The organism is Gordonia sp. 135 (genome assembly GCF_009720185.1).
GTDB classification, from domain to species: domain Bacteria; phylum Actinomycetota; class Actinomycetes; order Mycobacteriales; family Mycobacteriaceae; genus Gordonia; species Gordonia alkanivorans.
On sequence record NZ_CP046257.1, the window covers coordinates 2798959 to 2821986 of the forward strand.

General features: G+C 68.5%; 22 protein-coding genes. 2 read left to right on the plus strand and 20 right to left on the minus strand.

Going from position 1 to position 23028, the window contains the following annotated elements:
• Nucleotides 1-6: 6 nt before the first annotated feature.
• From secF to GKZ92_RS12640, 20 genes are all read right to left on the minus strand, one after another.
• Nucleotides 7-1212, minus strand: coding sequence for a protein translocase subunit SecF (secF, locus tag GKZ92_RS12545; protein ID WP_006356977.1), 1206 nt, complete (start codon nt 1210-1212; stop codon nt 7-9).
• Complete coding sequence (secD, locus tag GKZ92_RS12550) at nt 1209-2903, minus strand: protein translocase subunit SecD (RefSeq protein WP_035751444.1); 1695 nt, start codon at nt 2901-2903, stop codon at nt 1209-1211. Before secD ends, secF begins: the two co-directional genes overlap by 4 nt.
• A gap of 189 nt (nt 2904-3092) precedes the next feature.
• Nucleotides 3093-3479, minus strand: a complete 387-nt coding sequence (yajC, locus tag GKZ92_RS12555; protein WP_006356979.1) for a preprotein translocase subunit YajC — start codon at nt 3477-3479, stop codon at nt 3093-3095.
• Nucleotides 3480-3656: 177 nt separating this feature from the next.
• Nucleotides 3657-4745: a Holliday junction branch migration DNA helicase RuvB gene (gene ruvB / locus GKZ92_RS12560; RefSeq protein WP_006356980.1), complete on the minus strand. Its 1089-nt coding sequence runs from the start codon at nt 4743-4745 to the stop codon at nt 3657-3659.
• The gene (gene ruvA / locus GKZ92_RS12565; RefSeq protein WP_006356981.1) at nt 4745-5338 is read right to left on the minus strand and encodes a Holliday junction branch migration protein RuvA; all 594 of its coding nucleotides are present in this window, start codon (nt 5336-5338) and stop codon (nt 4745-4747) included. The genes ruvB and ruvA overlap by 1 nt, the downstream gene beginning before the upstream one ends.
• Nucleotides 5335-5904 carry a crossover junction endodeoxyribonuclease RuvC gene (gene ruvC / locus GKZ92_RS12570; protein ID WP_035751443.1) on the minus strand — a complete coding sequence of 190 codons (570 nt, stop codon included), beginning with the start codon at nt 5902-5904 and terminating at the stop codon, nt 5335-5337. Before ruvC ends, ruvA begins: the two co-directional genes overlap by 4 nt.
• Before the next feature lie 108 nt (nt 5905-6012).
• Nucleotides 6013-6768, minus strand: a complete 756-nt coding sequence (locus tag GKZ92_RS12575) for a YebC/PmpR family DNA-binding transcriptional regulator (RefSeq protein ID WP_035751683.1) — start codon at nt 6766-6768, stop codon at nt 6013-6015.
• Nucleotides 6769-6912: 144 nt separating this feature from the next.
• Nucleotides 6913-7533 (minus strand): pyridoxal 5'-phosphate synthase glutaminase subunit PdxT, encoded by a 621-nt coding sequence (gene pdxT, locus GKZ92_RS12580; protein ID WP_006356984.1) that lies wholly within the window; start codon nt 7531-7533, stop codon nt 6913-6915.
• A complete protein-coding gene (locus GKZ92_RS12585; RefSeq protein ID WP_006356985.1) occupies nt 7530-8384 on the minus strand; it encodes an acyl-CoA thioesterase in 855 nt (284 codons plus the stop codon). The genes pdxT and GKZ92_RS12585 overlap by 4 nt, the downstream gene beginning before the upstream one ends.
• A 45-nt stretch (nt 8385-8429) precedes the next feature.
• Nucleotides 8430-8909: a helix-turn-helix transcriptional regulator gene (locus GKZ92_RS12590; RefSeq protein ID WP_035751441.1), complete on the minus strand. Its 480-nt coding sequence runs from the start codon at nt 8907-8909 to the stop codon at nt 8430-8432.
• A 159-nt stretch (nt 8910-9068) separates the two neighbouring features.
• The gene (locus tag GKZ92_RS12595; RefSeq protein ID WP_006356987.1) at nt 9069-9839 is read right to left on the minus strand and encodes a hypothetical protein; all 771 of its coding nucleotides are present in this window, start codon (nt 9837-9839) and stop codon (nt 9069-9071) included.
• Between the two features lie 13 nt (nt 9840-9852).
• Nucleotides 9853-10719 (minus strand): PP2C family protein-serine/threonine phosphatase, encoded by an 867-nt coding sequence (locus GKZ92_RS12600; protein WP_035751439.1) that lies wholly within the window; start codon nt 10717-10719, stop codon nt 9853-9855.
• Between the two features lie 100 nt (nt 10720-10819).
• Nucleotides 10820-11731, minus strand: a complete 912-nt coding sequence (pdxS, locus tag GKZ92_RS12605; protein ID WP_075863290.1) for a pyridoxal 5'-phosphate synthase lyase subunit PdxS — start codon at nt 11729-11731, stop codon at nt 10820-10822.
• Nucleotides 11732-11844: 113 nt separating this feature from the next.
• On the minus strand, nt 11845-12333 hold the full coding sequence (locus GKZ92_RS12610; RefSeq protein ID WP_035751435.1) for an NUDIX hydrolase: 489 nt from the start codon (nt 12331-12333) through the stop codon (nt 11845-11847).
• On the minus strand, nt 12333-13457 hold the full coding sequence (locus GKZ92_RS12615) for a glycosyltransferase family 4 protein (protein ID WP_035751433.1): 1125 nt from the start codon (nt 13455-13457) through the stop codon (nt 12333-12335). Before GKZ92_RS12615 ends, GKZ92_RS12610 begins: the two co-directional genes overlap by 1 nt.
• Nucleotides 13454-14380: a phosphatidylinositol mannoside acyltransferase gene (locus tag GKZ92_RS12620; RefSeq protein WP_155225317.1), complete on the minus strand. Its 927-nt coding sequence runs from the start codon at nt 14378-14380 to the stop codon at nt 13454-13456. Before GKZ92_RS12620 ends, GKZ92_RS12615 begins: the two co-directional genes overlap by 4 nt.
• Nucleotides 14377-15063, minus strand: a complete 687-nt coding sequence (gene pgsA / locus GKZ92_RS12625; protein ID WP_035751430.1) for a phosphatidylinositol phosphate synthase — start codon at nt 15061-15063, stop codon at nt 14377-14379. Before pgsA ends, GKZ92_RS12620 begins: the two co-directional genes overlap by 4 nt.
• Nucleotides 15064-15081: 18 nt before the next feature.
• Nucleotides 15082-15630 carry an HIT family protein gene (locus tag GKZ92_RS12630; RefSeq protein ID WP_035751428.1) on the minus strand — a complete coding sequence of 183 codons (549 nt, stop codon included), beginning with the start codon at nt 15628-15630 and terminating at the stop codon, nt 15082-15084.
• Nucleotides 15623-17698: a threonine--tRNA ligase gene (gene thrS, locus GKZ92_RS12635; RefSeq protein WP_035751426.1), complete on the minus strand. Its 2076-nt coding sequence runs from the start codon at nt 17696-17698 to the stop codon at nt 15623-15625. Before thrS ends, GKZ92_RS12630 begins: the two co-directional genes overlap by 8 nt.
• A 139-nt stretch (nt 17699-17837) precedes the next feature.
• Nucleotides 17838-18260, minus strand: a complete 423-nt coding sequence (locus tag GKZ92_RS12640) for a TIGR02611 family protein (protein WP_035751424.1) — start codon at nt 18258-18260, stop codon at nt 17838-17840.
• 93 nt (nt 18261-18353) lie between these two features.
• Here GKZ92_RS12640 and otsB point away from each other — a divergent pair, with 93 nt between their 5' ends.
• Together otsB and GKZ92_RS12650 are read left to right on the plus strand one after the other, a co-directional pair.
• Nucleotides 18354-22004, plus strand: a complete 3651-nt coding sequence (gene otsB, locus GKZ92_RS12645; RefSeq protein ID WP_035751422.1) for a trehalose-phosphatase — start codon at nt 18354-18356, stop codon at nt 22002-22004.
• Nucleotides 22005-22039: 35 nt separating this feature from the next.
• Nucleotides 22040-22969 carry an alpha/beta fold hydrolase gene (locus tag GKZ92_RS12650; protein WP_035751420.1) on the plus strand — a complete coding sequence of 310 codons (930 nt, stop codon included), beginning with the start codon at nt 22040-22042 and terminating at the stop codon, nt 22967-22969.
• Nucleotides 22970-23028: the final 59 nt, after the last annotated feature.

A 23028-nucleotide genomic window follows, 5' to 3' on the forward strand; every position in this document is an offset into this window, starting at 1 on the left:
GTGAGACTAGCGGTTGCGACGGCGTTTGCCGGTCGGTACCCGGTCGGCGTCATCCGTGTCGGCCGCGCCCCGGCGTCGGCGCACCGGGCGGGCGCCGGCGCTCGGTGCCACACCCGACTCGATCCCGGCGCGACGGTTCAGCACCTTGGCGGTGTGCCGGGACACGTCGTCGCGGCGTTCCTTCAGCGTCACCAGCAGCGGTGAGGCCAGGAAGATCGAGGAGTACGTGCCGACCACGACGCCGACGAGCTGGATCAGACCGAGATCCTTCAGCGTGCCGACGCCGAGGAGCCAGACCGCCACGACCATCAGCGCGATGATCGGCAGGACCGAGATGATGGTCGTGTTGATCGACCGCATCAGCGTCTGGTTGACCGCCAGGTTCGCCTGCTCCCCGTAGGTCCGGCGGGATGTCTGCAGCACCGAGCGGGTGTTCTCCTGCACCTTGTCGAACACGACGACCGTGTCGTAGAGGGAGAAGCCGAGGATGGTCAGCAGACCGATCACCGTGGCCGGGGTGACCTCCCAGCCGACCAGCGAGTAGACACCCGCGGTGGCGACGATGTCGAAGACCAACGACGCCATCGCCGCGATCGACATCTCCCGGTCGAACCGGACCGCGATGTAGACGAACACGATGACGAGGAACACCGCGAGCGCGATGACCATCTTCTCGGTGATCTCGCGGCCCCAGGTGGAGCTGACGTCGGAGATGCTGACCTCGGAGGCCGTCAGGGCGGGACCGAACTCCTCGGTCAGCGCGCGGGTCACCGCCTCGGCCTGGGCCAGGTCGAGGGTCTCGGTGCGCACCTGCACGGTGGCGCTGTTGCCGGCGCCGGCGGTCTGGACCGATTCGGGCTCCTCGCCGAGGGCCTCGGTGACGACCTTCTCGACCGAGTCGGCGGTGATCTCCGACGAGGCGACCGGCACCGACATCTGGGTGCCGCCCTCGAAGTCGATGCCGAAGGTGAAGCCGCGGATCGCGATGGACGCCAGGCAGATCAGCATGATCACCGCGGTGACGATGTACCACATCTTGCGCTTGCCGACGATCTCGAAGGCGCCGGTACCGGTGTACAGGCGGGCGAAGAAGCCGCGGCTGTTGTCGGAGACGAAGTCCGCATCGGTACCGGAGGACGGTGACGGCGGTTCGACGACCGCAGTGTTGCCGGTCTCCCGCGGGTCCTTGTTCGGGTTGTCCGGACGGGTCATCGCACAGTCCCCTTCTCGCTCGTGGACGCGTCGACACGAGCAGCTTCGACGCCGGCGGCCTCGGCCTGGCGGCGGGCCGCGACCTTGCGCTCGCGAGCCACCTCGCTGACCGCGCCGAGGCCGTTGACGCTCGGCTTGGACAGGAACGACGACCGGCTCGCGTAGACCACCAGCGGGTGGGTCACCAGGAACACGACCATGACGTCGAGGATCGTGGTGAGTCCCAGGGTGAACGCGAAGCCGCGCACCTCACCGATCGCGAGGATGTAGATCACCGCGGCGGCGATGAAGCTGACCGCGTTGCCCGACCAGATGGTGCGGCGGGCACTCGCCCAACCGCGTGGCACGGCCGAGCGGAAACTCCGACCCTCGCGCATCTCGTCCTTGATGCGTTCGAAGTAGACGACGAACGAGTCCGCGGTCATACCGATACCGATGATCAGACCGGCGATGCCCGCGAGGTCGAGGGTGAATCCGATCCAGCGGCCGAGCAGGACGATGATGCCGTAGACCATCGCTCCGGCGAGGACCAGCGACAGCATCGTCAGGATGCCGAGCATGCGGTAGTAGGCCAGCGCGTAGATCAACACCGCGACGAGGCCGATCGCACCGGCGAGCAGGCCCGCCTTCAGCGACGAGAGACCCAGTGTCGCGGAGACGGTTTCGGCGTCGGAGGCGTTGAACGACAGCGGCAGTGAGCCGTACTTGAGCACGTTCGCGAGTTCGTTGGACGATTTCTCGGTGAACGGGTCGGCGCTGCTGCCGCTGATGCGGGTCTGGCCGCCGGGGATCGGCTCGTTGATGGCCGGTGCGGAGACGACGGCCGAGTCGAGGGTGAACGCGGTCTGCGTGCGGTTGGGCGCTTCCTGGGCGGTGTACTTGGGCCAGAAGTCCGCGGCCTTGCCCTTGAACTCGAGGGTGACGACCCATTCGCCGGTCTGCGGATCGGTGCCGGCGGACGCGTCCTTGATGTCGCGGCCGTCGATGATCTGCGGACCGAGGAGGTAGACCTCCTTACCGTCGGTGGAACACGCCACCAGGTACTGATCGGGCAGATCGTTGCCGCGGAGCGGGTCGTTGGCGGTCGGCGAACAGTCCATCTTCGCCATCTGCTCCTGCAGCGGGACCAGCTGCTCCTGCTTGGCATCGCCGGGCGCTTGACGGATCTTTCGCTGTTCGGCGATCGCCGCCGCGGCCACCTCGGTGGGCATCGCGTTGCCCTGGTCCTCGTCCTGGTTCTCCGGCTTGGGCGGCTGCGGGGTCGCCGCCGTGGCGCCGACGACCGGCCGCACATACAGACGCGCGGTCTGACTCAGCGACTTGGCCTGCGCGCCGTCCTCACCGGGAACCGTGATCACGAGGTTGTTGCCGGTGACGACGACCTCGGAACCGGACACGCCGAGGCCGTTCACACGCTGCTCGATGATCTGCTTGGCCTGGTCGAGCTGCTGGCGGGTCGGCTCCTTGCCGTCCTCGGTGCGCGCGGTCAGCGTCACCCGGGTTCCGCCCTGCAGGTCGATACCCAGTTTGGGCTCGAGCGTCCGGGGACCGGTGAAGTAGATCAACCCGTACACGACGGCGAGCAGAGCGAGGAAGGCCACGAGCGGACGCCACGGTGGGATCTCTCGACTCGGTCGCGACCGCTTGCCGGCGGGCTTGTCCGCCTTTGCGGTCGAGCGAGGACTTGTCACAGCTGTTCAGGTCTCCTTTGGGAACGTCAACCGGCCGAGGGCACTCTGACCGCATGACCCACCGACTCCGAAGGTCTGCGTGCGCGCGCCGCGATGGCAGCGGGGCACGCAGACCTCAGCAAGACAGGCGATGCGCGGGAGGTGGGCAGGAGGCGCCACGCCGATCGCCGGCGCGGCGCTGCTCCGGGATTACTTGTCGGTGTCGCGCGCGTCGTCGGACGACGGCTTGTCGAGGCTGACCGAGTCCGAGTCGTCGGCGTAGTCGCTGTAGTCGGCTTCCGGAGCGGTGTGGCCCGGGTAGGTCGCGGCGGCCTCGTCGGTGGGGATGACGCGCATGATCGCGAGACGGTTCCAGCGGGTGACCACACCGGTGGCGATCTCCACGTCGACGAAGTCGGACGACGCCGCATCGATGACGGTGCCGAACAGGCCCGAGGTCAGCTGGATGCGCGTACCCGTCGACACCGAGTTCTGCATGTCCTGCATCTCGGCCGCGCGCTTCTTCTGCTTCCGCATCGACAAGAACATGAAGCCGGCGAGCAGTGCCAGCAAGAGGGGGAAGAGCAGAGCGTCCATGGGTGAGAGTCAGTCCTTTGTGTTTCGGGTTGTACCGCGTGCACCACCACCCCGCGCCGAACGGCGAGAGGCGTCAGATGGTCACGCTGTGCTCCACACAGTGTGCCACGTCCACCGGAGAGAGCATCCCTGCAGGTGGTGCCCCGCGTCACACCGGGGTTCCGCACGCGGGTCGGGTCAGAGTTCGCCGAACAGGGACTCGCCCCCGACGTCGCGGGGGCGGGCGCCGAACGAGGCGTTCATCGCGCCGGCGGGCGGCGTCAGGCCGAGGTGATGCCACGCCGCCGCGGTGGCGACTCGGCCACGTGGGGTGCGGGCGATCATCCCGGCCCGGACCAGGAACGGCTCGCAGACCTCTTCGACGGTCGCGGGCTCCTCGCCGACCGCCACGGCCAGCGTCGACACCCCCACCGGTCCCCCGCCGAACGCCCGGATCAGGGCGTCGAGGACGGCGCGGTCGAGTCGGTCGAAACCGAGTTCGTCGACGTCGTAGACCTTGAGGGCGGCGCGGGCGACGTCGACGGTGATCGAGCCGTCGCCGCGGACCTCGGCGTAGTCGCGGACGCGTCGGAGCAGGCGGTTGGCGATTCGGGGCGTGCCGCGTGACCGGCGCGCGATCTCCTCGGAGGCGTCGGGCCGCAGCTCCATGCCGAGGATGCCCGCGGACCGGTTGAGCACCCGGACGAGTTCGGCGGGGTCGTAGAACTCCATGTGCGCGGTGAACCCGAAGCGGTCGCGCAGCGGGCCGGTCAGCGAGCCGGAACGGGTGGTGGCGCCGACCAGGGTGAACGGGGCGACGTCGAGTGGGATCGAGGTGGCACCCGGGCCCTTGCCGACCACGACGTCGACGCGGAAGTCCTCCATCGCGAGATACAGCATCTCCTCGGCGGGCCGGGCGATGCGGTGGATCTCGTCGATGAACAGCACGTCGCCCTCGACGAGGTTCGACAGCATGGCGGCGAGGTCCCCGGCGCGTTCGAGTGCCGGACCCGATGTCACCCGGATCGCCGCACCCATCTCGGACGCGATGATCATGGCGAGCGAGGTCTTGCCGAGTCCCGGAGGACCGGACAGCAGGATGTGGTCGGGGGTCCCGCCGCGGCCCTTGGCCCCGTGGAGGACGAGTTCGAGCTGCTCGCAGACGCGCGGCTGACCGATGAAATCGGCCAGCGACCGCGGACGCAGGCCTGCGTCGAGATCGCCGTCGGACCGGACCGGTGTCGCGTTGACCTCGCGATCCTCGAGGTCGTCGGGATCGCCGGTCATCACGAAGCCTTGCCCAGCATCGCCAGCGACCGGCGGAGCACGGTCGACGCATCGGCGTCGGGGTTCTCGGCGAGGACCGCGGTGACCGCCTTCTCTGCGGGGGCAGCGGTGAAGCCGAGTCCGACGAGCGCCTCGGCCACCTGATCGCGGATTCCGACTGCGGGAACGCTGCCGGTGGCCGTGTCGGCCGTCGGACGGTCCACCTTGTCCCGCAGTTCGACGCAGAGTCTTTCGGCGACCCGCTTGCCGATGCCGGGCACCGACGTCAGTGCCTTGGTGTCGGAGTCGGCCAGCGCACGACGCAAGGCGTCGGGTTCGAGGACCGCGAGGGTCGCCATCGCCAGCCGCGGACCGACGCCGGTGACCGTCTGCAGCAGCGCGAACAGCGCGCGGGCGTCGGGTTCGGTGAACCCGTACAGCGTCATCGAGTCCTCGCGGACGATCATCGAGGTCAACAGCGTGGCCTCGTCGCCGCGGCGAAGACGGGACAACGTGACCGGGGTCGCCAGAACCCGGTAACCGACTCCCGCACAGTCGATCACGGCGTGATCGAGGGCGATCTCGAGAACCGGACCGCGGACTGACGCGATCATGCGCGACTCCCCTCTCGTGCCTGGGCGAGCCGCTGGCGATGCTTCGCGGCGGCCGCATCGGCCTGTTTCTGCGCGGCTGCCATCCGCTCCATCATGGGTCCGCGCCAGCAGTGACAGATCGCGAGCGCGAGAGCGTCCGCGGCGTCGGCCGGCTTCGGCTTGGTCTGCATGCCGAGAATCCGCGTCACCATCGCGGTCACCTGGGCCTTGTCCGCCCGACCGCTGCCGGTGACGGCGGCCTTGACCTCCGACGGCGTGTGGAACCGGACGGGCACGTCACGCTGACTCGCCGCAAGCGCGATCACGCCGCCGGCCTGGGCGGTGCCCATCGCGGTCGAGACCTGGTTCTGCGCGAACACACGCTCGATGGCCACCACATCGGGCTGGTGGACGTCGAGCCAGTGGCACGCCGAGGTATAGATCGCGAGCAGCCGCTCGGCCAGATCCATGTCGCTCGGCGTGCGCACCACGTCCACGTCGAGTGCGGTCACCGACCTTCCGCGACCCGACTCCACCAGCGCTATGCCGCACCGCGTGAGACCCGGATCGACGCCCATGACGCGCACTCGTACCCTCCCAGGCATCCGAACGATGTTACGAACAACTGTTCGAGATCCTATCGGGGAGAGCGGACAACTCCGATGATCAACACGCCCCCGCGAGGGCGGCGAGCCTCAGTCGTTCTCGAGCTCGGCAAGGACCTCGTCGCTGATGTCGACGTTGCTGTAGACGTTCTGCACGTCGTCGGAGTCCTCGAGCGCGTCGATCAGCTTGAAGACCTTGCGCGCACCGTCGGCGTCGACGGCGACCTCCACCGATGCGCGGAAGCTGGCCTCGGCGGAGTCGTAGTCGATGCCGGCTTCCTGCAGGGCGCTGCGCACCGCGATCAGATCGGTCGGTTCGCTGACGATCTCGAAGGTGTCGCCGAGGTCGGTGACCTCTTCGGCACCGGCGTCGAGCACGGCCATCAGGACGTCGTCCTCGGACTGGCCGTTCTTCTCGAGGGTGACGACGCCCTTGCGGGTGAACAGGTACGACACCGAACCCGGGTCGGCCATGTTGCCGCCGTTGCGGGTCATCGCCGTGCGGACCTCGCCGGCCGCACGGTTCCGGTTGTCGGTGAGGCACTCGATCAGGATCGCCACGCCGTTGGGGCCGTAGCCCTCGTACATGATGGTCTGCCAATCGGCGCCGCCCGCCTCTTCACCACCGCCGCGCTTGCGGGCGCGTTCGATGTTGTCGTTGGGCACCGACGACTTCTTCGCCTTCTGGATGGCGTCGAAGAGGGTGGGGTTGCCGGCCGGGTCACCACCGCCGGTTCGTGCCGCCACCTCGATGTTCTTGATGAGCTTGGCGAACATCTTCCCGCGCTTGGCGTCGATGACCGCCTTCTTGTGCTTGGTGGTGGCCCATTTGGAATGGCCGCTCATGTCGTCGCATCCTTTCCCGGTGCCGGTGCGCAGCGGGTGGTCACCCGCGGAACGCATGCCGGGCCCGTGGCCCCGCATCCGACGATCCTCAAGCCTGCCGACTGCTGCCGCAGGCGCTTGCACTGTCGCTGGTTCGGCACGATCTTACCGACGCACCATCTGCACGAAGTATTCATGTACGCGTCGGTCGCCGGTGACCTCCGGATGGAACGACGTCGCGAGCACATTTCCCTGACGTACGGCGACGATCCGACCCTCGGCCGGCCCCTCCGGGACCCGGGCGAGGACCTCCACGTCGGGTGAGATCGATTCGACCCAGGGCGCCCGGATGAAGACCGCCCGCATCGGCTGCGCACCGGCTCGATCGGTGATGCCGACGAAGTCGAGATCGGTCTCGAAACTCTCCACCTGACGGCCGAAGGCGTTGCGCCGCACCGTGATGTCGAGCGCGTCGAGGTGGCGCGCGTCGGGACGGGTGTCGAGGATCGTGGAGGCGAGCATGATCATGCCCGCGCAGGAGCCGTAAGCGGGCAGCCCGTCCGAGAGTCGCTCGGCGAGCGGGTCGAAGAGATCGAAGATGCCCAGCAGCTTGCTCATCGTCGTCGACTCCCCGCCGGGGATGACGATGCCGTCGATCTCGTCGAGCTCGGACCGCCTGCGGATGGGCAGTGCGTCGGCGCCGCTGGCCTCGAGGGCGTGGACGTGTTCGCGCACGTCACCCTGGAGTGCGAGAACCCCGATCCGCGGTCGCGATCCGGCGCTCACCGATCGGTCCGGGCGTGCTGGTCCTCGGGCATCTGGCGTCCGGTGCGGGCGAGCCCCTCCTGCGTGACCGCCGCGACCATGCGTCCCTGCCGGTCGAAGATCCGGCCCTGCGTCAGGGCACGTCCGCCGTCCGCGGACGGCGACGTCTGGTCGTAGAGCAGCCAGTCGTCGGCGCGGAACGGGCGCATGAACCACATCGCGTGGTCGAGGGAGGCGACCTGCGGGTTGGACTCGGGGTGCGGCACGCGCGACGACCCGAGCAGGGTCATGTCGCTCATGTAGGCGAGCGTCCCCACGTGGAACACCGTGTCGTCGGGCAGCTGGTGCCGATACCGGAACCAGACCCGTTGCTGCGCAGCGAGATACGGGGAGGTGACCATCTTCTCGGGCGGCACGATGCGGAGGTCGAAGTTTCGCCATTCCTTGAACACCGCGCGCTCTTCCTCGCCCAGCTCGTCGAGGCGGTCGGTGAGTTCCTCGGGGTCCGGCACCGGCGGCATGCGGTCCTGGTGCTCGTAGCCCTGGTCGGTCCGGACGTGGAACGACGCCGACATCGTGAAGATCGCCTCACCACGCTGGATCCCGGTGACCCGCCGGGTGACGAAGGACCGCCCGTCGCGGATCCGGTCGACGAGGAACACCGCCGGGATGTCGGGATCGCCGGGTCGCAGGAAGTATCCGTGCAGCGAGTGGACGTAATGGTCGGCGTCGACCGTTCGCGTCGCCGACATCAGCGCCTGACCGGCGACCTGGCCGCCGAAGGTGCGCTGGAGGTGGCTGGGGAAAGCACCACCCCGGTAGATGTCGGTCTCGATCTGCTCGACCTGGAGTATGTCCTCGATGGCTGCCACGCCGACCAGTATCCCGCACCGGGCAACCCATCCCGATGTCAGCCTCTACAGCTCGTCGAGCGTCATGATCCCGTCCTGGATGGCGCGGGCCACGAGCGAGGCCTTGGTGGGGGCCGGGCGACCGATCTCGGCGTACTTGGCGCGGATGCGGGTCAGGTGGGTGTTGACCGTGCCGAGGGAGATGTAGAGCTCCTGGGCGACGGCGGGCTTGGAGTCGACGAGCATCCAGGTCCGCAGCACCTCGACCTCGCGGGAGGTGAGATTGGGCTTGGCGCGACCGGTGGACGCCTCGGTGGTCACCGCGGTTTCGGACGCCGGCATCGGCGAGGCGACGCGGTGCAGGTGCGGGTGCCCGGCGCGGAGACCGAGGCCGGGCTGGTTCTGACGGGAGACCTGCCCGGGGAGCGGCATCCGGCGGGCCGCGAGACGGGCCAGTGCCTCCTGGCGACGGGCCTGCGCCTCGGCGTCGCGTCGAGCGTTGATCTGGCGCAGGTGCTGGGGGGCCTGGTGGGCGATCGCAGTCATGTGTGCTTCCTCTTCACTCATCGAACCGGGTGGTCTGTGCCGGGTCTTCGCCGGCGATGAGTTGAAGATTATGGGCGTTTCGCGCCCCGGTCGATGGGGAGAACTCCCCACCGCATGGGGAGAACTACCCATGCCATAACCGCAGGTCAGAGGACCCGGTCAGCCTGCGGCGTTCCGCGCGGCCTCCGCGTCGATCAGCGGGAGGTCCTCTCGGGTCACGATGCGCGAGGACACCGCGTACTCGACGAGCTTGGTGCGGCGGTTGCTCGCGAGTTTGCCGCCGCCGCCGCGCATCCCGCTGACGCCGAGCTGATCGAGCTTGTCGCAGACGTTGTCGAGCTTGCGGTTGAACTTGGTCAGCGGCCAGCCGAGGCGTCGGGCGGCCTGGGCCGAGGACGGGATCGACGAGGCGCCGGTCCCCTCGCGGCGCAGGATCTCCTCCGCCAGTACGACGATGAGCAGCTTCTGGCTCTCGGTCAGGGTCGGCACGCCCTGAGTGGTGTGGCCGCCGCTGAACTCCGGGCGGGTCACCGACTTCACCTGCGGCGCACGGGCGAACACACTCAGCTCGTAGGTGGTGGGGCCGGCGGTGAACACGATGGTGGTCTCGCCGAACACCAGCGGCATGCGGGCCCCCGGACCGAGGGTGGCCGAGAAGCCGACATCACCGGCCGACACGCTCGCCGACAGGTGGGTGCCCAGGTTGGTGAGCCACCACAGCCCGTTCTCGTTGTGCACCACCAGGAATCGGCGGTGGAGATACGGGTTGTCGTCGATCGACAGATCGGCCTCACGGCCGATGAAGAAACGCCGGTCGGCGTCGAGCGCGGTTCGTTCGCCGCAGTACTCGACGTAGGTCGCACCGTCGTCGAGCCCGGTGTCGGCGGCGTCCGAGGGGTCGTAGACCGAGGGATCGTGACCTGTGTTCACCAGATCACCTCCATCAGTTGGGGTCTGAGACCGTCGCCTCGTCGGTGGACTTTCCCTCGGCGGCGCCGTCGAGAGCAGGCATCGTCAGGGTCGGAACCGACTCGTGCACGGTCACCACGATGACGGTGACGTTGTCGTGGGCGCCGAGTGCGAGCGCCGCGTCGACGAGACGTTCGGCCGCTTCGTCGGAGGTCGACGCGTTGGCGAGGATGTCGCCGATCTCCTCGTCGGGCAGCTCACCGGTGAGCCCGTCGGTACAGAGGAGCAGGACATCGCCCGGGAAGGCCGGGGTGTTGAAGAAATCCGGGACGGGATCGACCATCCCGGCACCGAGGGCACGGGTGATGACGTTGCGCCGCGGGTCGGTTCGCGCCTGCTCCGGCGTCAGGAAGCCCGCGTCGATGAACTCCTGGACCTGCGAGTGATCGGTGGTGAGTTGCTGCAGCGAACCGTTCTGGTACCGGTAGGTGCGCGAGTCGCCGATGTTGAGGACCAGCCAGTGCGGGCTCTGTTCGTGGGTGACCAGCACAGCACCGGTGGCGGTGGTGCCCGCCCGACGGTCGGTCTCGGTGTCGATCTCGCCGATGCGACGCTGTGCCGCGACCAGCAGGTCGTCGAGCTGCACCTTGGTGGCGTTCAATTCACCGGCGCTCGTCGCCTCGGAGAGCGTGAGCAGTGCGGCCTCGCTGGCGAGTTCGCCGCTGTCGTGACCGCCCATGCCGTCGGCGATGAGATACATGCCCGGCAGTGCCAGTGCGGCATCCTCGTTGGTCTCGCGGACCCGGCCGACGTTGCACGCCGCCGACCACTCGAGCCGCAATTCACCCACGATGTGTGTGCCCGAGACCGAGGCATCCCGAACGATGGTCGCCGCATCCATGATCAGCAGATCCTACCGCCGGAACACCCCCGGCTCGCCACGCATGTCGACTGTTCGGTCTCCGGCGTGTTGAACGGGGGCGTTCCGGCGGCGGTGGGGGTCACCAGCCGCGCTCGGCCAGGCGGTGCGGCTGCGGGATGTCGTCGACGTTGATGCCGACCATCGCCGCGCCCAGGCCGCGCGAGACCTTGGCCAGCACGTCGGGGTCGTCGTGGAAGGTGGTGGCCTGCACGATCGCGGCCGCACGCTGAGCCGGGTTGCCGGACTTGAAGATCCCCGAGCCCACGAAGACGCCCTCGGCGCCGAGCTGCATCATCATCGCGGCGTCGGCCGGGGTGGCGATACCGCCGGCGGTGAACAGCGTCACCGGCAGCTTGCCGGCCTCGGCGACCTCGACCACCAGGTCGTAGGGAGCCTGCAGTTCCTTTGCCGCGACGTACAACTCATCCTTCGGCAGCGACGTCAGGCGACGGATCTCGTCGCGGATCTTGCGCATGTGGGTGGTGGCGTTGGACACGTCACCGGTGCCGGCCTCGCCCTTGGAGCGGATCATCGCCGCACCCTCGGTGATCCGACGCAGCGCCTCACCCAGGTTGGTCGCACCGCAGACGAACGGCACGGTGAACGCCCACTTGTCGATGTGGTTGGAGTAGTCGGCCGGGGTCAGCACCTCGGACTCGTCGACGTAGTCCACGCCCAGGCTCTGCAGGATCTGCGCCTCGACGAAGTGCCCGATACGCGCCTTGGCCATCACGGGGATGGACACCGCGGAGATGATGCCGTCGATCATGTCCGGATCGCTCATCCGCGAGACGCCGCCCTGGGCGCGGATGTCGGCGGGCACGCGCTCGAGAGCCATCACGGCCACCGCGCCGGCGTCCTCGGCGATCTTCGCCTGCTCGGGGGTGACCACGTCCATGATCACGCCGCCCTTGAGCATCTCGGCCATTCCCCGCTTGACACGGGCAGTGCCCTGTCCGACCTCGGGAACGGTCGCGCCGTTGTGACTCACTGATTTCTCCTCATGTCGCTGTCTCGGCGTGCCGCAGCCGATCCCCCTTCAGCGGACCCCGCGGCAGCGTGGAACCAGTCTAGGTCAGCCCGGTGAACGCCCTGGTGTCAGGATCACTCGCCCCGGCCCGGTGAGACGCGCTCGATGATCTCGAAGTACGTCGGCGGCGACGCGCGGCCGCCCAGACGCAACCACCGGACCAGTCGTCGCTCGGCGAGGGCACGGGTGTCGCGCACCGCGTCGTTGTAGAACCGACGGGCCATCATCACCCGTGTCTCGGCGTCGGCGAGCTCGATGACCAGCGCCGGAGACCGTCCGGAGGCGTCGGCGCGGGCCAGCGCCGACGACAGCGCGTTCTCCGCGTCCTCACGAGCCTCGGGGGCTGCTCGTTCCGCCCGGTCCGCCAGTGCGGCCAGCTCGGATCCCGGCAGTTCCGCGGCGATGGCACGCACGACGACGGCCCGTCGGTCGAGACTCGCGTAGAGGGACTGCCGGGCGAGGTCGACGCGCACGTTGAGGCGGTCGAGGCGGTTGGCGGTGTGATAGGCCCAGCCGGCGGCCAGCAGGACCGCGACGACCCCGAGGACGATCCAGGTCGCCATCAGTCGGACACCACCACCGGTCCGGCACCGACGGTCACGGTGTCGTAGACGCGGAGGATCTGGTCGGCCACGCGGGACCAGTCGTACTTGTCGGCGCGGACACGTCCCCGGGCGACCAGCTGCTCGCGCGCCTCGTCGTCGGAGAGCAGCGAGATGATGCCCGCCGCGAGCTGATCCGGGGAACCGGTGTCGACGAGCTTGCCCGCCCGGCCGTCGTCGAGGACGCGCCGGAAGGCGTTCAGCGAGCTGGCGATCACCGCGGCACCGGCGGCCATCGCCTCGACGAGGACGATGCCGAAGCTCTCGCCGCCGAGGTTGGGGGCGCAGTAGACGTCGGCGGAGGCCAGGGCGCGCGCCTTGGTCGCGTCGTCGACCTGCCCCAGGAAGACGAGGTGATCGGCGAGGCTTCCCGCGCGCCGGCGCAGCGCGGCCTGGTTGCCGCCGCCGACGACCAGGACGCGCACGTCCGGGAACTTCTCCACCACGGACGGCAGCGCGCGCATCAGGATGTCGATGCCCTTGCGGGGTTCATCGAAGCGGCCGAGGAACAGGATCGTGCGGCCGGGATGCGGGTAGCCGTCGAGCGGTTCGGCGTTGGCGAAGCCGGCGACGTTGATGCCGTTGGGGATCTCCACCGCATCGGAGCCCAGCGACTCCATCTGCCAGCGCCGGGCGAGTTCGGAGACGGCGATCTTGCCGGCGATGCGTTCGTGATACGGGCGCAGGATGCCCTGAAAAGCGCTGAGCCACAACGACTTCGATGTCGCCGTGTGGAAGGTCGTGACGATTGGTCCGGAGGCCACCATCAGCGAGAGCATGGAGATCGACGGTGAGTTGGGTTCGTGGACGTGCAGGACGTCGAAGCCGTTCTCCGCGATCCAACGACGCAGTCGCAGATACCCTTTAGGACTGAAGTTCACCCGCGACACCGACCCGTTGTACGGGAGGGCCAACGACGGGCCCACGCGCACCACGTACTCGGGCAGTTCGGTGCGGCGCGACGCCGGGGCGAGGACGCTCACCTCGTGACCGCGGTCGATGAAGACGTGGGCGAGTTCGGTGACGTGCGCCTGCACACCGCCGGGGACGTCGAACGAATAAGGGCAGATCATCCCGATTCTCATGCGGCTCCCCCGGTTTCGTTCATCCGTGCCCTCTGCCGATCGGTCCAGTCGGCTTCCCAGAGCGGTTGCAGCATGTGCCAGTCGGCAGGATGTGCGGCGATGTTCTCGGCGAACGCGTCGGAGAGCGCCTGGGTGGCCGTCTCCACGCCGCCGGAGACATCGATCTCCTCGCCGACGCTCATCGACGAGTAGGGCGCCTCCTCGAACCAGTGGTGGGCCGGGAACAGGGCTGCGCCGGTCTCGATCGCCAGCCTCGCCGATCCGGCCGGCATCCGGGTGCGCTCCCCGAAGAAGGTGACCGGGACGCCGTGGCGCGCGAGGTCGCGCTCCCCCAGCAGGCAGACGATGCCGCCGGCCCGCAGGCGGTCGGCGAGCACTCCGAACGGGGGCTGTTCACCACCGCTGAGCGGGAAGATCTCGAAGCCCAGCGACTCCCGGTACTCCACGAACCGGTTGAACAGCGACTCCGGTTCGAGCCGTTCGGCGACCGTCGCGAACTTCCCGTAGTGCTGGACGAGCCAGACGCCGGCCATGTCCCAGTTGCCGGTGTGCGGCAGGGCCAGCACCACACCCTTGCCGCGCGAGACCGCGGCGTCGAGCCGGGCGTGATCGGCGTCGGGCAGGTTCCCCGTCGACGCCACGGTGGCACGGTCCAGAGCGGGCAGCCGGAAGGCCTCGCACCAGTACCGAGCGTAGGAACGCACCGCATCCGCGACCAGTTCGTCGGGCACGTCGGCGGGGTCGGCGACCCCGATCACGCGGGCCAGGTTGCGGCGCAACTGATCCGGACCGCCGTTGCGGCGTCCCGCGAACCCACCGGCGCGGTCGAACACGGTGCGGGCGGCGCGTTCCGGTGCGTAACGGACCGCGGCCCAGCCGGCCCGGTACCCCAGGTCGGCGGCGAGTGCGGCGATGCCGGTCATCGTGACCCGGTGGGCGGGGTCGTCGGGCCGTCCGCGTCGGGATCGGCGGCTTCGGTTTCCGCCTGGAGCGGGATCAGATCCCGCGCACCCGGCGAGTTGGAGATCGACCACATGCGCTGGCCCACGGTGATCACGCTGCCGACGGCGAGCAGCCACATCGCCACGTGTACCGCCCAGGGCAGGCCGAGACCGGTGAGGCCGGTACCGACGAGCACGATGATCAGGCGGTCGGGGCGCTCGATGAGACCGCCGTCGCCGTAGAGGCCGCTGGCCTCGGCGCGGGCCTTCGCGTACGAGATCACCTGCGAGGTGACCAGGCAGATGAGGGTCGCGACCAGGAGCAGGCGGTGGGGTTCGGTGATGGTGCACCACCACACGAGGCCGGCGAAGATCGCGCCGTCGGCGATGCGGTCGCACGTGGCGTCGAGGACGGCCCCGAAGCGGGTTCCGCCGCCGCGGGCACGGGCCATCGCACCGTCGAGCATGTCGAACATGACGAACAGCCAGATCACCAGGGTGCCCGCGAACAGGTAGCCCATCGGGAACAGCGTGAGCGCGGCCGCCACGGTCGCCACGGTCCCGATCACGGTCATGATGTCCGGCGTGAGCCCGGTACGCAGCAGCGCCCGCCCCATCGGCAACGTCACCTTGGAGACCGACGCCCGACCCAGAATGCTCAGCATCCGCGAGCTCCTCCCCCCTCAGTCATCGAGACGCTGCCACGCCTCGGCGAGCAGTCCCCGGGTGTCGCGCAGCAACTGCGGCATCACCTTGGTCTCGCCGACGATCGTGATGAAGTTCGCGTCGCCCATCCAGCGGGGCACGATGTGCTGGTGCAGGTGCTCGGAGAGCGACCCGCCCGCGGCATAGCCCAGGTTGAGTCCCACGTTGAAGGCGTTCGGGTTGGAGACCGCCTTGATCGTGCGGATCGTCCGCTGCGTGAAGGTCATCAGCTCGGCCGACTCGGCGGGCGTCAGATCCTCGAGGTCGGCGACCTGGCGGTACGGGACCACCATCGTGTGCCCGGGGTTGTACGGGTACAGGTTGAGCACCGCATACACCGACTCGCCGCGTGCGACGATCAGCCCGTCCTCGTCCGACATCGTCGGGATGTCGAGGAAGGGGTGCCCGGTCTTGGCCGCCGGCTGCGGGTCGGCGATGTAGGTCATCCGGTGCGGACTCCACAGCCGCTCCAGACGACCACCGACGCCGACGCCCTCGTCGCGGATCTCGCCCGGTGCCTCAGCCATCGACGGCCCCCACGGTGCCGAGCTTCGCCTCCAGGAGCTCCTTGGTCGGCGACTCGTTGCGCCGGGCGCCCACCCAGTCGGTGATCGCCGCGATCGCGGCACCCACCGGGACACCGTTGATCTGGGACCCGTCGCGGAACCGGAAGCTCACCGCATGCGCCTCGACATCGCGTTCGCCGGCGAGCAGCATGAACGGCACCTTGCCGGTGGTGTGGTTGCGGATCTTCTTCTGCATGCGGTCGTCGGAGTGGTCGACCTCGGCGCGGACACCCGCGGCACGCAGCGCGTCGACGACGCCCTGCAGGTGACCGGCGAACGCGTCGGCGACCGGGATGCCCATGACCTGGACCGGCGAGAGCCAAGCCGGGAAGGCGCCCGCGTAGTGCTCGGTGAGCACACCGAAGAACCGCTCGATGGAGCCGAACAGGGCGCGGTGGATCATCACCGGACGCTGTTTGGTGCCGTCCGGGCCGGTGTACTCCAGTTCGAACCGCTCCGGCAGGTTGAAGTCGAGCTGGATGGTCGACATCTGCCACGTGCGGCCGAGCGCATCCTTGGCCTGCACCGAGATCTTGGGGCCGTAGAACGCGGCGCCGCCCGGATCGGGCACCAGGTCGAGACCCGAGGCCTCGGCGACCTCGGCGAGCGTGTTGGTCGCCTCTTCCCACACCTCGTCGGAGCCGACGAACTTCTTCGGGTCCTTGGTCGACAGTTCGAGGTAGAAGTCGTCCAGGCCGTAGTCCTTGAGGAGACCGAGGACGAAGTTGAGGATCGACGTCAGCTCGTCGCGCATCTGCTCGCGCGTGCAGTAGATGTGCGCGTCGTCCTGCGTCATGCCGCGCACCCGGGTGAGGCCGTGGATCACGCCGGACTTCTCGTAGCGGTAGACCGACCCGAACTCGAACATGCGCAGCGGCAGTTCACGATACGAACGTCCGCGGCCCCGGAAGATCAGATTGTGCATCGGGCAGTTCATCGGCTTCAGGTAGTAGTCCTGGCCGGGCTTGCGCACCTCGCCGTTCTCGTCGATCTCGGCGTCGACGTGCATGGGCGGGAACATCCCGTCGCGGTACCAGTCGAGGTGACCGGAGACCTCGTAGAGGTGTCCCTTGGTGATGTGCGGCGTGTTGACGAACTCGTACCCGGCGGCCACGTGCCGTGCCCGTGAGTAGTCCTCCATCTCCTTGCGGATGATGCCGCCCTTGGGATGGAAGACCGGCAGGCCCGAGCCGAGCTCGTCGGGGAAGCTGAACAGGTCGAGTTCGGCGCCCAGCTTGCGGTGGTCGCGCTTCTCCGCCTCGGCGAGCAGCTCGAGATGGGTGTCGAGGGCCTCGGCGGACTCCCATGCGGTGCCGTACACCCGCTGGAGGTCGGCGTTGTCCTGGTCACCGCGCCAGTAAGCGGCCGACGACCGGGTCAACTTGAACGCGGCGATGTACTTGGTGGTCGGCACATGCGGCCCGCGGCACAGGTCGCACCAGATGCGTTCACCGGTTCGCGGATTGAGGTTGTCGTAGACGGACAGCTCTCCGCCGCCGACCTCCATGACCTCGGCGTCGTCGGCGGCACCCTTGTCGTCGATCAGTTCGAGCTTGAACGGCTCGTTCGCCAGTTCGGCGCGTGCCTCGTCCTTGGATTCATAGACGCGGCGCGAGAAACGCTGACCGGACTTGATGATCTGCTTCATCTTCTTCTCGAGGGCCTTGATGTCCTCAGGCGTGAAGGGTTCGGCGACATCGAAGTCGTAGTAGAAGCCGTCCTTGATGGGCGGTCCGATGCCCAGCTTGGCGTCGGGGAACAGATCCTGGACCGCCTGCGCGAGCACGTGCGCGCACGAATGCCGGATGACGCTGCGTCCGGCCTCGGTGTTGGCCGCCACCGGCTCGACCTCGGCGTCCTCGGCGGGCGCCCAGGACAGGTCACGAAGGTCGCCGGCGGCGTCGCGGACGACGACGATCGCCTCGGGGCCCTTGTTGGGCAGGTCGTGGTCACGGAGTGCGGTGCCCGCGGTAGTTCCAGCCGGCACACGGATCGTGGCTGGGCTGGTCACCTGGACGTCGTCGGGCACGGGACGCTCCTCGAATGGGTTCGGACACGCTGAGTTCGCGTGGAGTCGGCGGACGTTTGCGACTCCGATGGTATCCGCGTGTCATCCCGACCGGCCGTACCCCTCCTCTCCCGGCGCGCGGCGCGGCCCGGAAGGGCGATCAGGAGAAGATGGGGCTGGCGAGCCACTGGTAGTCGAGGTTCACCCATCCGGCCGCCGTGTGCAGTGCTCCCAGGAGCCAGAGCGTTCCCACGACGATGGCGAAGGTGCCGATCCAGAACACGGATTGCACCGACCAGTGCTGCCGGCCGATCCACTCCATCCAGGCGTCGTACTTCGCTCGCGCGAACTTCAGCAGGCGATGGGCCCACTCGAACTCCGACGCCAGAATCCCGAGGCCGAGGAACACGATGAGCCAGCCGGGGCCCGGGTACGGGATGGCGACGATGCCGCAGAGCAGCACGATCGTGCCGACGACGGCGACGCCGATGCGATAGATGCGATGCCAGCGCGGGTCGGAACGCACTACGTACCGGCGATGACGCGCTCGGACCCGCATGCGCTTCCACCACGACTCCGCCATGTTCCCCCTACGTCGGACCCGTCAATGTCAAAAGTCGGGTCCAGGCTACCGAAGTCCGGCGTGTACGCCCGGGCACGCGTTCATGCTGAGCAGATGGGGACGATGCGAACGGTCACTATCGACGCACGCCTGCACGACGGCGTGGTCTTCGGTCTCGATTCGGTTGATCTCGAGGCCGACTCGGCACTGCTCCGATCCACCGGGGCACTCGTCCACCGGCTGCGGGGGTTCGGCATCGCGTGCGGGGTGCACTCGTCGCATCGCGACCTGCCCGCCCTGCTCGACACCGCGGGTATGGGTGATCTGCCGGCCCTGGTCGGCCCGCCCGACCGCGGCGCCCTCCGGCACGTGGCCGGGAGCCTCGGGGTGTCACCGGCACGATGTGTTGCCGTCGAGTCCTCCACGGCCGGCGTGGCCGCGGCTCGAAGCGGCGCGTTCGCCCTGGTGATCGGCGTCGACGGCACCGCATCGGCCGACGAACTCCGGCGTCACGGTGCCGATGCCGTCCTCGAGCACCCCGCAGACATCAAAACGCGTCTCGGCGGCGCGCGGATCGCCACGATGCCGGACGCCGTCACCTACCTGGAGCATCTGAACGCCATCGCGGTCGCGCGCCGACCCGTGGTCTTCCTCGATTTCGACGGGACGCTGTCGGAGATCGTCAACGACCCGGCGGCGGCGACCCTCGTCGACGGTGCGGGCGAGGCACTGAGCCGGCTGTCGGAACTGTGCCCGGTGGCGATCATCAGCGGACGCGATCTGCCCGACATCCGGCAGCGCGTCGGCATTCCCGGTCTCTGGTACGCCGGGTGTCATGGACTCGAACTCGTCGGCCCGGACGGCGAGCATCGCGTCAACGACGTCGCGCGGGCGTCCACCTCGGAGGTGACCGCCGCGACCGCCGATCTCCGGCAGCGGTTCGCCGACTCGGCCGGAGTCCTGGTGGAATCCAAACAGTTCAGCGTCGCGGTGCACTACCGCAACGCGGCCCCCGACCTGGCCGACGAGATCGTCGCGGGAGCCCGCGAGATCGGAGTCCGGCACGGATTGCGGGCGCTTCCCGGCCGCAAGGTGCTCGAGCTGCGTCCGGATGTCGACTGGGACAAGGGCCGAGCGGTGGACTGGATACTCCATCAGGTCGGCGCGGCCGACGACGAGTCGATCCCGATCTACTTCGGCGACGATCTGCCCGACGAGGATGCGTTCGACCGGGTGGCCACCGACGGGCTCGGCGTGGTGGTGTGCGCCGACGAGAACCGCGACCGTCGCACGGCCGCGCAGTTCGCCGTCGAGTCGCCCGCGGCCGTCCCTGCGCTGCTGCGCCGGGTCGTCGACCTGGTCGCACAGGCCGCCCAACCCTCGAGCGCCTGGTCGCTGATCTACGAACACTACGACCCGGGCGCGGAGAAACTCCGGGAAGCCCTGTGCACGGTCGGGAACGGCTGTTTCGCGACGCGTGGCGCCGCGCCGGAGTCGGTGGCCGGCGCGATCCACTATCCGGGCACCTACGCCGCCGGCGTCTACAACCGGCTCAGCGACGATCTCCCGGCCGGCATGGTGGAGAACGAGAGCCTGGTCAACCTCCCGAACTGGCTGCCGCTGACCTTCCGGATCGACGACGGCGAGAACTTCGACATCGACGCGGTCGAGATCCTGGCGTTCCGTCAGATTCTCGACCTGCGCCGCGCGGTTCTGATCCGTGACATCCGATTCCGCGATGCGCACGGACGCACCACCAAGCTCCGGCAGCGTCGTTTCGTGTCGATGGACCGGCCCCATGTGTGCGCCCTGGAGACGAGCGTCCTCGCCGAGGACTGGTCGGGCCGGGTGGAGTTCTCCTCGGTTCTCGACGGGGAGGTCGCCAACACGGGGGTCGATCGCTACCGAGAACTCGCCGGCCGGCACCTGACCGCGCACGAGACCAGCGCACCCACACCGGATTCCGTGCTGCTGCGGGTGCAGACCAACCAGTCGCGGGTCCAGATCGCGATGGCGGCCCGGACCACGGTGTGGCGCGGGAACGAACAGTTGCCCGCGCACCGCGACCTCGTCTCCGACCACGGTCGGATCGGACATCTCCTCACCGTCGACGTCACCGCCGGTGAGGAGGTCGTCGTCGAGAAGGTCGTGACGCTCTACACCTCCCGCGACCGCGGCATCTCCGAGCCGGGAATGGCCGCCGCCGACGGTCTGACGCGGCTCGGACGGTTTCACGGCCTGCTCGCCGGCCACGCTCGTGCCTGTGTGCGGCTGTGGGATCTGTGCCGGATCGACCTCGAGGACCAACCCGACCCGCAGCGGGCGATCCGGTTCCACATGCTGCACATGTTGCAGGTGGTCTCGCACAACACCGTGGACACCGATGTGGGGATCCCCGCACGCGGACTGCACGGAGAGGCCTACCGCGGACACATCTTCTGGGACGAGATGTATGTCCTCCCGGTGGTCACCCCCCGACTCCCCCGCCTGGCCGAAGCGCTGCTCCGCTACCGCTACCGCCGGCTCGACGAGGCCCGGATCGCCGCCCGCGACGCCGGCCACCGCGGCGCGATGTACCCCTGGCAATCCGGCAGCGACGGCCGCGAGGAGAGCCAGAAGCTGCATCTCAACCCGCGTTCGGGCCGGTGGAATCCGGACCCGAGCGCGCGTCAGCATCACGTCGGCCTGGCGATCGCCTACAACGTCTGGCAGTACTTCCAGATCACGCACGACCTCGACTTCCTGATCGGGCCCGGCGCCGAGATGCTCGTCGAGATCGCACGCTTCTGGGCCGACCTCGCGGAGTACGACCCCGACCGCGACCGCTACGTGATCCGCGGGGTCATCGGACCCGACGAGTTCCATGCCGGCTATCCGGACGCGCCCTACGACGGGATCGACAACAACGCGTACACCAACGTCATGGCGGTGTGGGTGATCCGTCGCGCCCTCGACGCACTCGCGACGATCCCGCAGCGGGACCGCGTGAATCTGCTCGTCGACCTCGGGCTGCGGGAACCCGAGCTCGAACTGTGGCGGTCCCTCACCCGCCGGATGTTCGTGCCCTTCCACGACGGGACGATCAGCCAGTTCGAAGGCTACGACCGGCTCGAAGAACTGGACTGGGAGGCCTACCGCGCCCGCTACGGGAGCATCCAACGCCTCGACCGCATCCTCGAGGCCGAGAACGACGATGTGACCCGGTACAAGGTGTCCAAGCAGGCCGACGTCCTCATGCTGTTCTATCTGCTGTCCGCGGAGGAGCTACGGGAACTGTTGGAGGACTTGGGTTATGGGCTACCGGCCGAAATGATTCCGCACACCATCGACTACTACATGGCGCGGACCTCGCACGGTTCGACGCTGAGTTCGGTGGTCCATTCGTGGGTCCTCGCCCGAGCCGACCGCGAGCACGCGGTGAAGTTCTTCGAGCAGGTGCTCGACGCCGACATCACCGACATCCAGGGTGGCACGACGTCGGAGGGCATCCACCTGGCGGCCATGTGCGGCAGCATCGACCTGTTGCAGCGGTGCTTCACCGGCCTCGAACTCCGCAATGACCGGCTGATCCTCAATCCCCGGTGGCCGCGATCGCTGGGCGCACTGTCGTTTCGCATCTACTACCGGCGACACCGGCTGAAGCTGACCGTCAGCGGCAGCGGCGTCGAGGTGACCTCCGAGCAACGAGACGTCGACCCTATCGATGTCCAGTGTCGCGACTCGTTCGTGCAACTCGCCCCCGGACAAACGGTCGAGTTCTCATGAGATCGAGATCTCTCCGTCGCCGAACCCCGGTGAGAGTGCGCGTACTCCGCCTGGTCGTCGCCGCCGTCGTCGCGACGGTGGCCGGACTCGTCCGTGTCGCCTATGTCCGCGACCTGGTCGCAGCTCGCAAACGGATCGGGTCGACCCCCCGACACATGGTCGAGTCGCGGTTCGGTGCGATCGATTACGCGGGACGCGGCGCCGGAGACCCACTTCTCGTGAGCCACGGCATCTTTCAGGGCTGCGATGGCGGCCTGCTGTCGATGCGCGACCTGGTGGCGGACAGACGGATCATCGCGCCGTCGCGCTTCGGCTACCTGGGATCGATGATGCCCGACGGTGCCTCGGTCGCCGACCAGGCGGATGCATTCGCGGAATTGCTCGACCACCTCGGGTATCACGAGGTGGACGCCGTCGGGCTGTCGGCCGGCACGAGCGCCGCGGTCCGGTTCGCGCTTCGACATCCCGGACGGGTCCGGCATCTGGTCGTCATCTCGGGCAGTTTCCCGGGCAGTCGGACGACACGCATCCCGCCACGATGGGCTCGATCGTTCTACAACGATCCAGCGATGTGGTCGCTGAAGTACTTCGCCCGCCCGGCGTTCTTCCGCCTACTTGGTGTGCCCAGGGGTTTCCCGCGCTCCCCCGCCCAGCGCCACGTCCTGACGGAGTTGTCGAACGCGATCTTCCCCATCGGCTTACGCAGGCGGGGTGCGGTCTTCGACGCATATGTCGCCGACCCCGACATCAACACGTACCCACTCGAGGAGATCGCCGTCCCGACGCTCATCGTCCACGCCGTGGATGATCCACTGACGTCATATTCAGCGGCCGCCGAGGCGGCGTCGAGGATTCCCGGCGCGCGACTGGTCAGCCTCGACTCCGGTGGACACCTGTTGCTCGGTCAGAGCGAACGGGTGCGTCGGGAACTCGCGGACTTCCTGGCTCAGAACCCGGACGACTGATGCCGGCAAACCCGACTGCCGGCGCACACCGGGTCGAAGATCGTGCCGGGGAAGACCCA

Coding starts and splice junctions, on each gene's coding strand:
- secF (WP_006356977.1), bottom strand. CDS start 1,212: ATGACCCGTCCGGACAACCCGAACAAGGACCCGCGGGAGACCGGCAAC.
- yajC (WP_006356979.1), bottom strand. CDS start 3,479: ATGGACGCTCTGCTCTTCCCCCTCTTGCTGGCACTGCTCGCCGGCTTC.
- ruvB (WP_006356980.1), bottom strand. CDS start 4,745: ATGACCGGCGATCCCGACGACCTCGAGGATCGCGAGGTCAACGCGACA.
- ruvA (WP_006356981.1), bottom strand. CDS start 5,338: ATGATCGCGTCAGTCCGCGGTCCGGTTCTCGAGATCGCCCTCGATCAC.
- GKZ92_RS12575 (WP_035751683.1), bottom strand. CDS start 6,768: ATGAGCGGCCATTCCAAATGGGCCACCACCAAGCACAAGAAGGCGGTC.
- GKZ92_RS12590 (WP_035751441.1), bottom strand. CDS start 8,909: ATGACTGCGATCGCCCACCAGGCCCCCCAGCACCTGCGCCAGATCAAC.
- GKZ92_RS12600 (WP_035751439.1), bottom strand. CDS start 10,719: ATGGATGCGGCGACCATCGTTCGGGATGCCTCGGTCTCGGGCACACAC.
- GKZ92_RS12610 (WP_035751435.1), bottom strand. CDS start 12,333: ATGGCGACCTGGATCGTCCTCGGGGTCGTCGCGGTCCTGCTGGCCGCC.
- GKZ92_RS12615 (WP_035751433.1), bottom strand. CDS start 13,457: ATGAGAATCGGGATGATCTGCCCTTATTCGTTCGACGTCCCCGGCGGT.
- GKZ92_RS12620 (WP_155225317.1), bottom strand. CDS start 14,380: ATGACCGGCATCGCCGCACTCGCCGCCGACCTGGGGTACCGGGCCGGC.
- pgsA (WP_035751430.1), bottom strand. CDS start 15,063: ATGCTGAGCATTCTGGGTCGGGCGTCGGTCTCCAAGGTGACGTTGCCG.
- GKZ92_RS12630 (WP_035751428.1), bottom strand. CDS start 15,630: ATGGCTGAGGCACCGGGCGAGATCCGCGACGAGGGCGTCGGCGTCGGT.
- GKZ92_RS12640 (WP_035751424.1), bottom strand. CDS start 18,260: ATGGCGGAGTCGTGGTGGAAGCGCATGCGGGTCCGAGCGCGTCATCGC.
- otsB (WP_035751422.1), top strand. CDS start 18,354: ATGGGGACGATGCGAACGGTCACTATCGACGCACGCCTGCACGACGGC.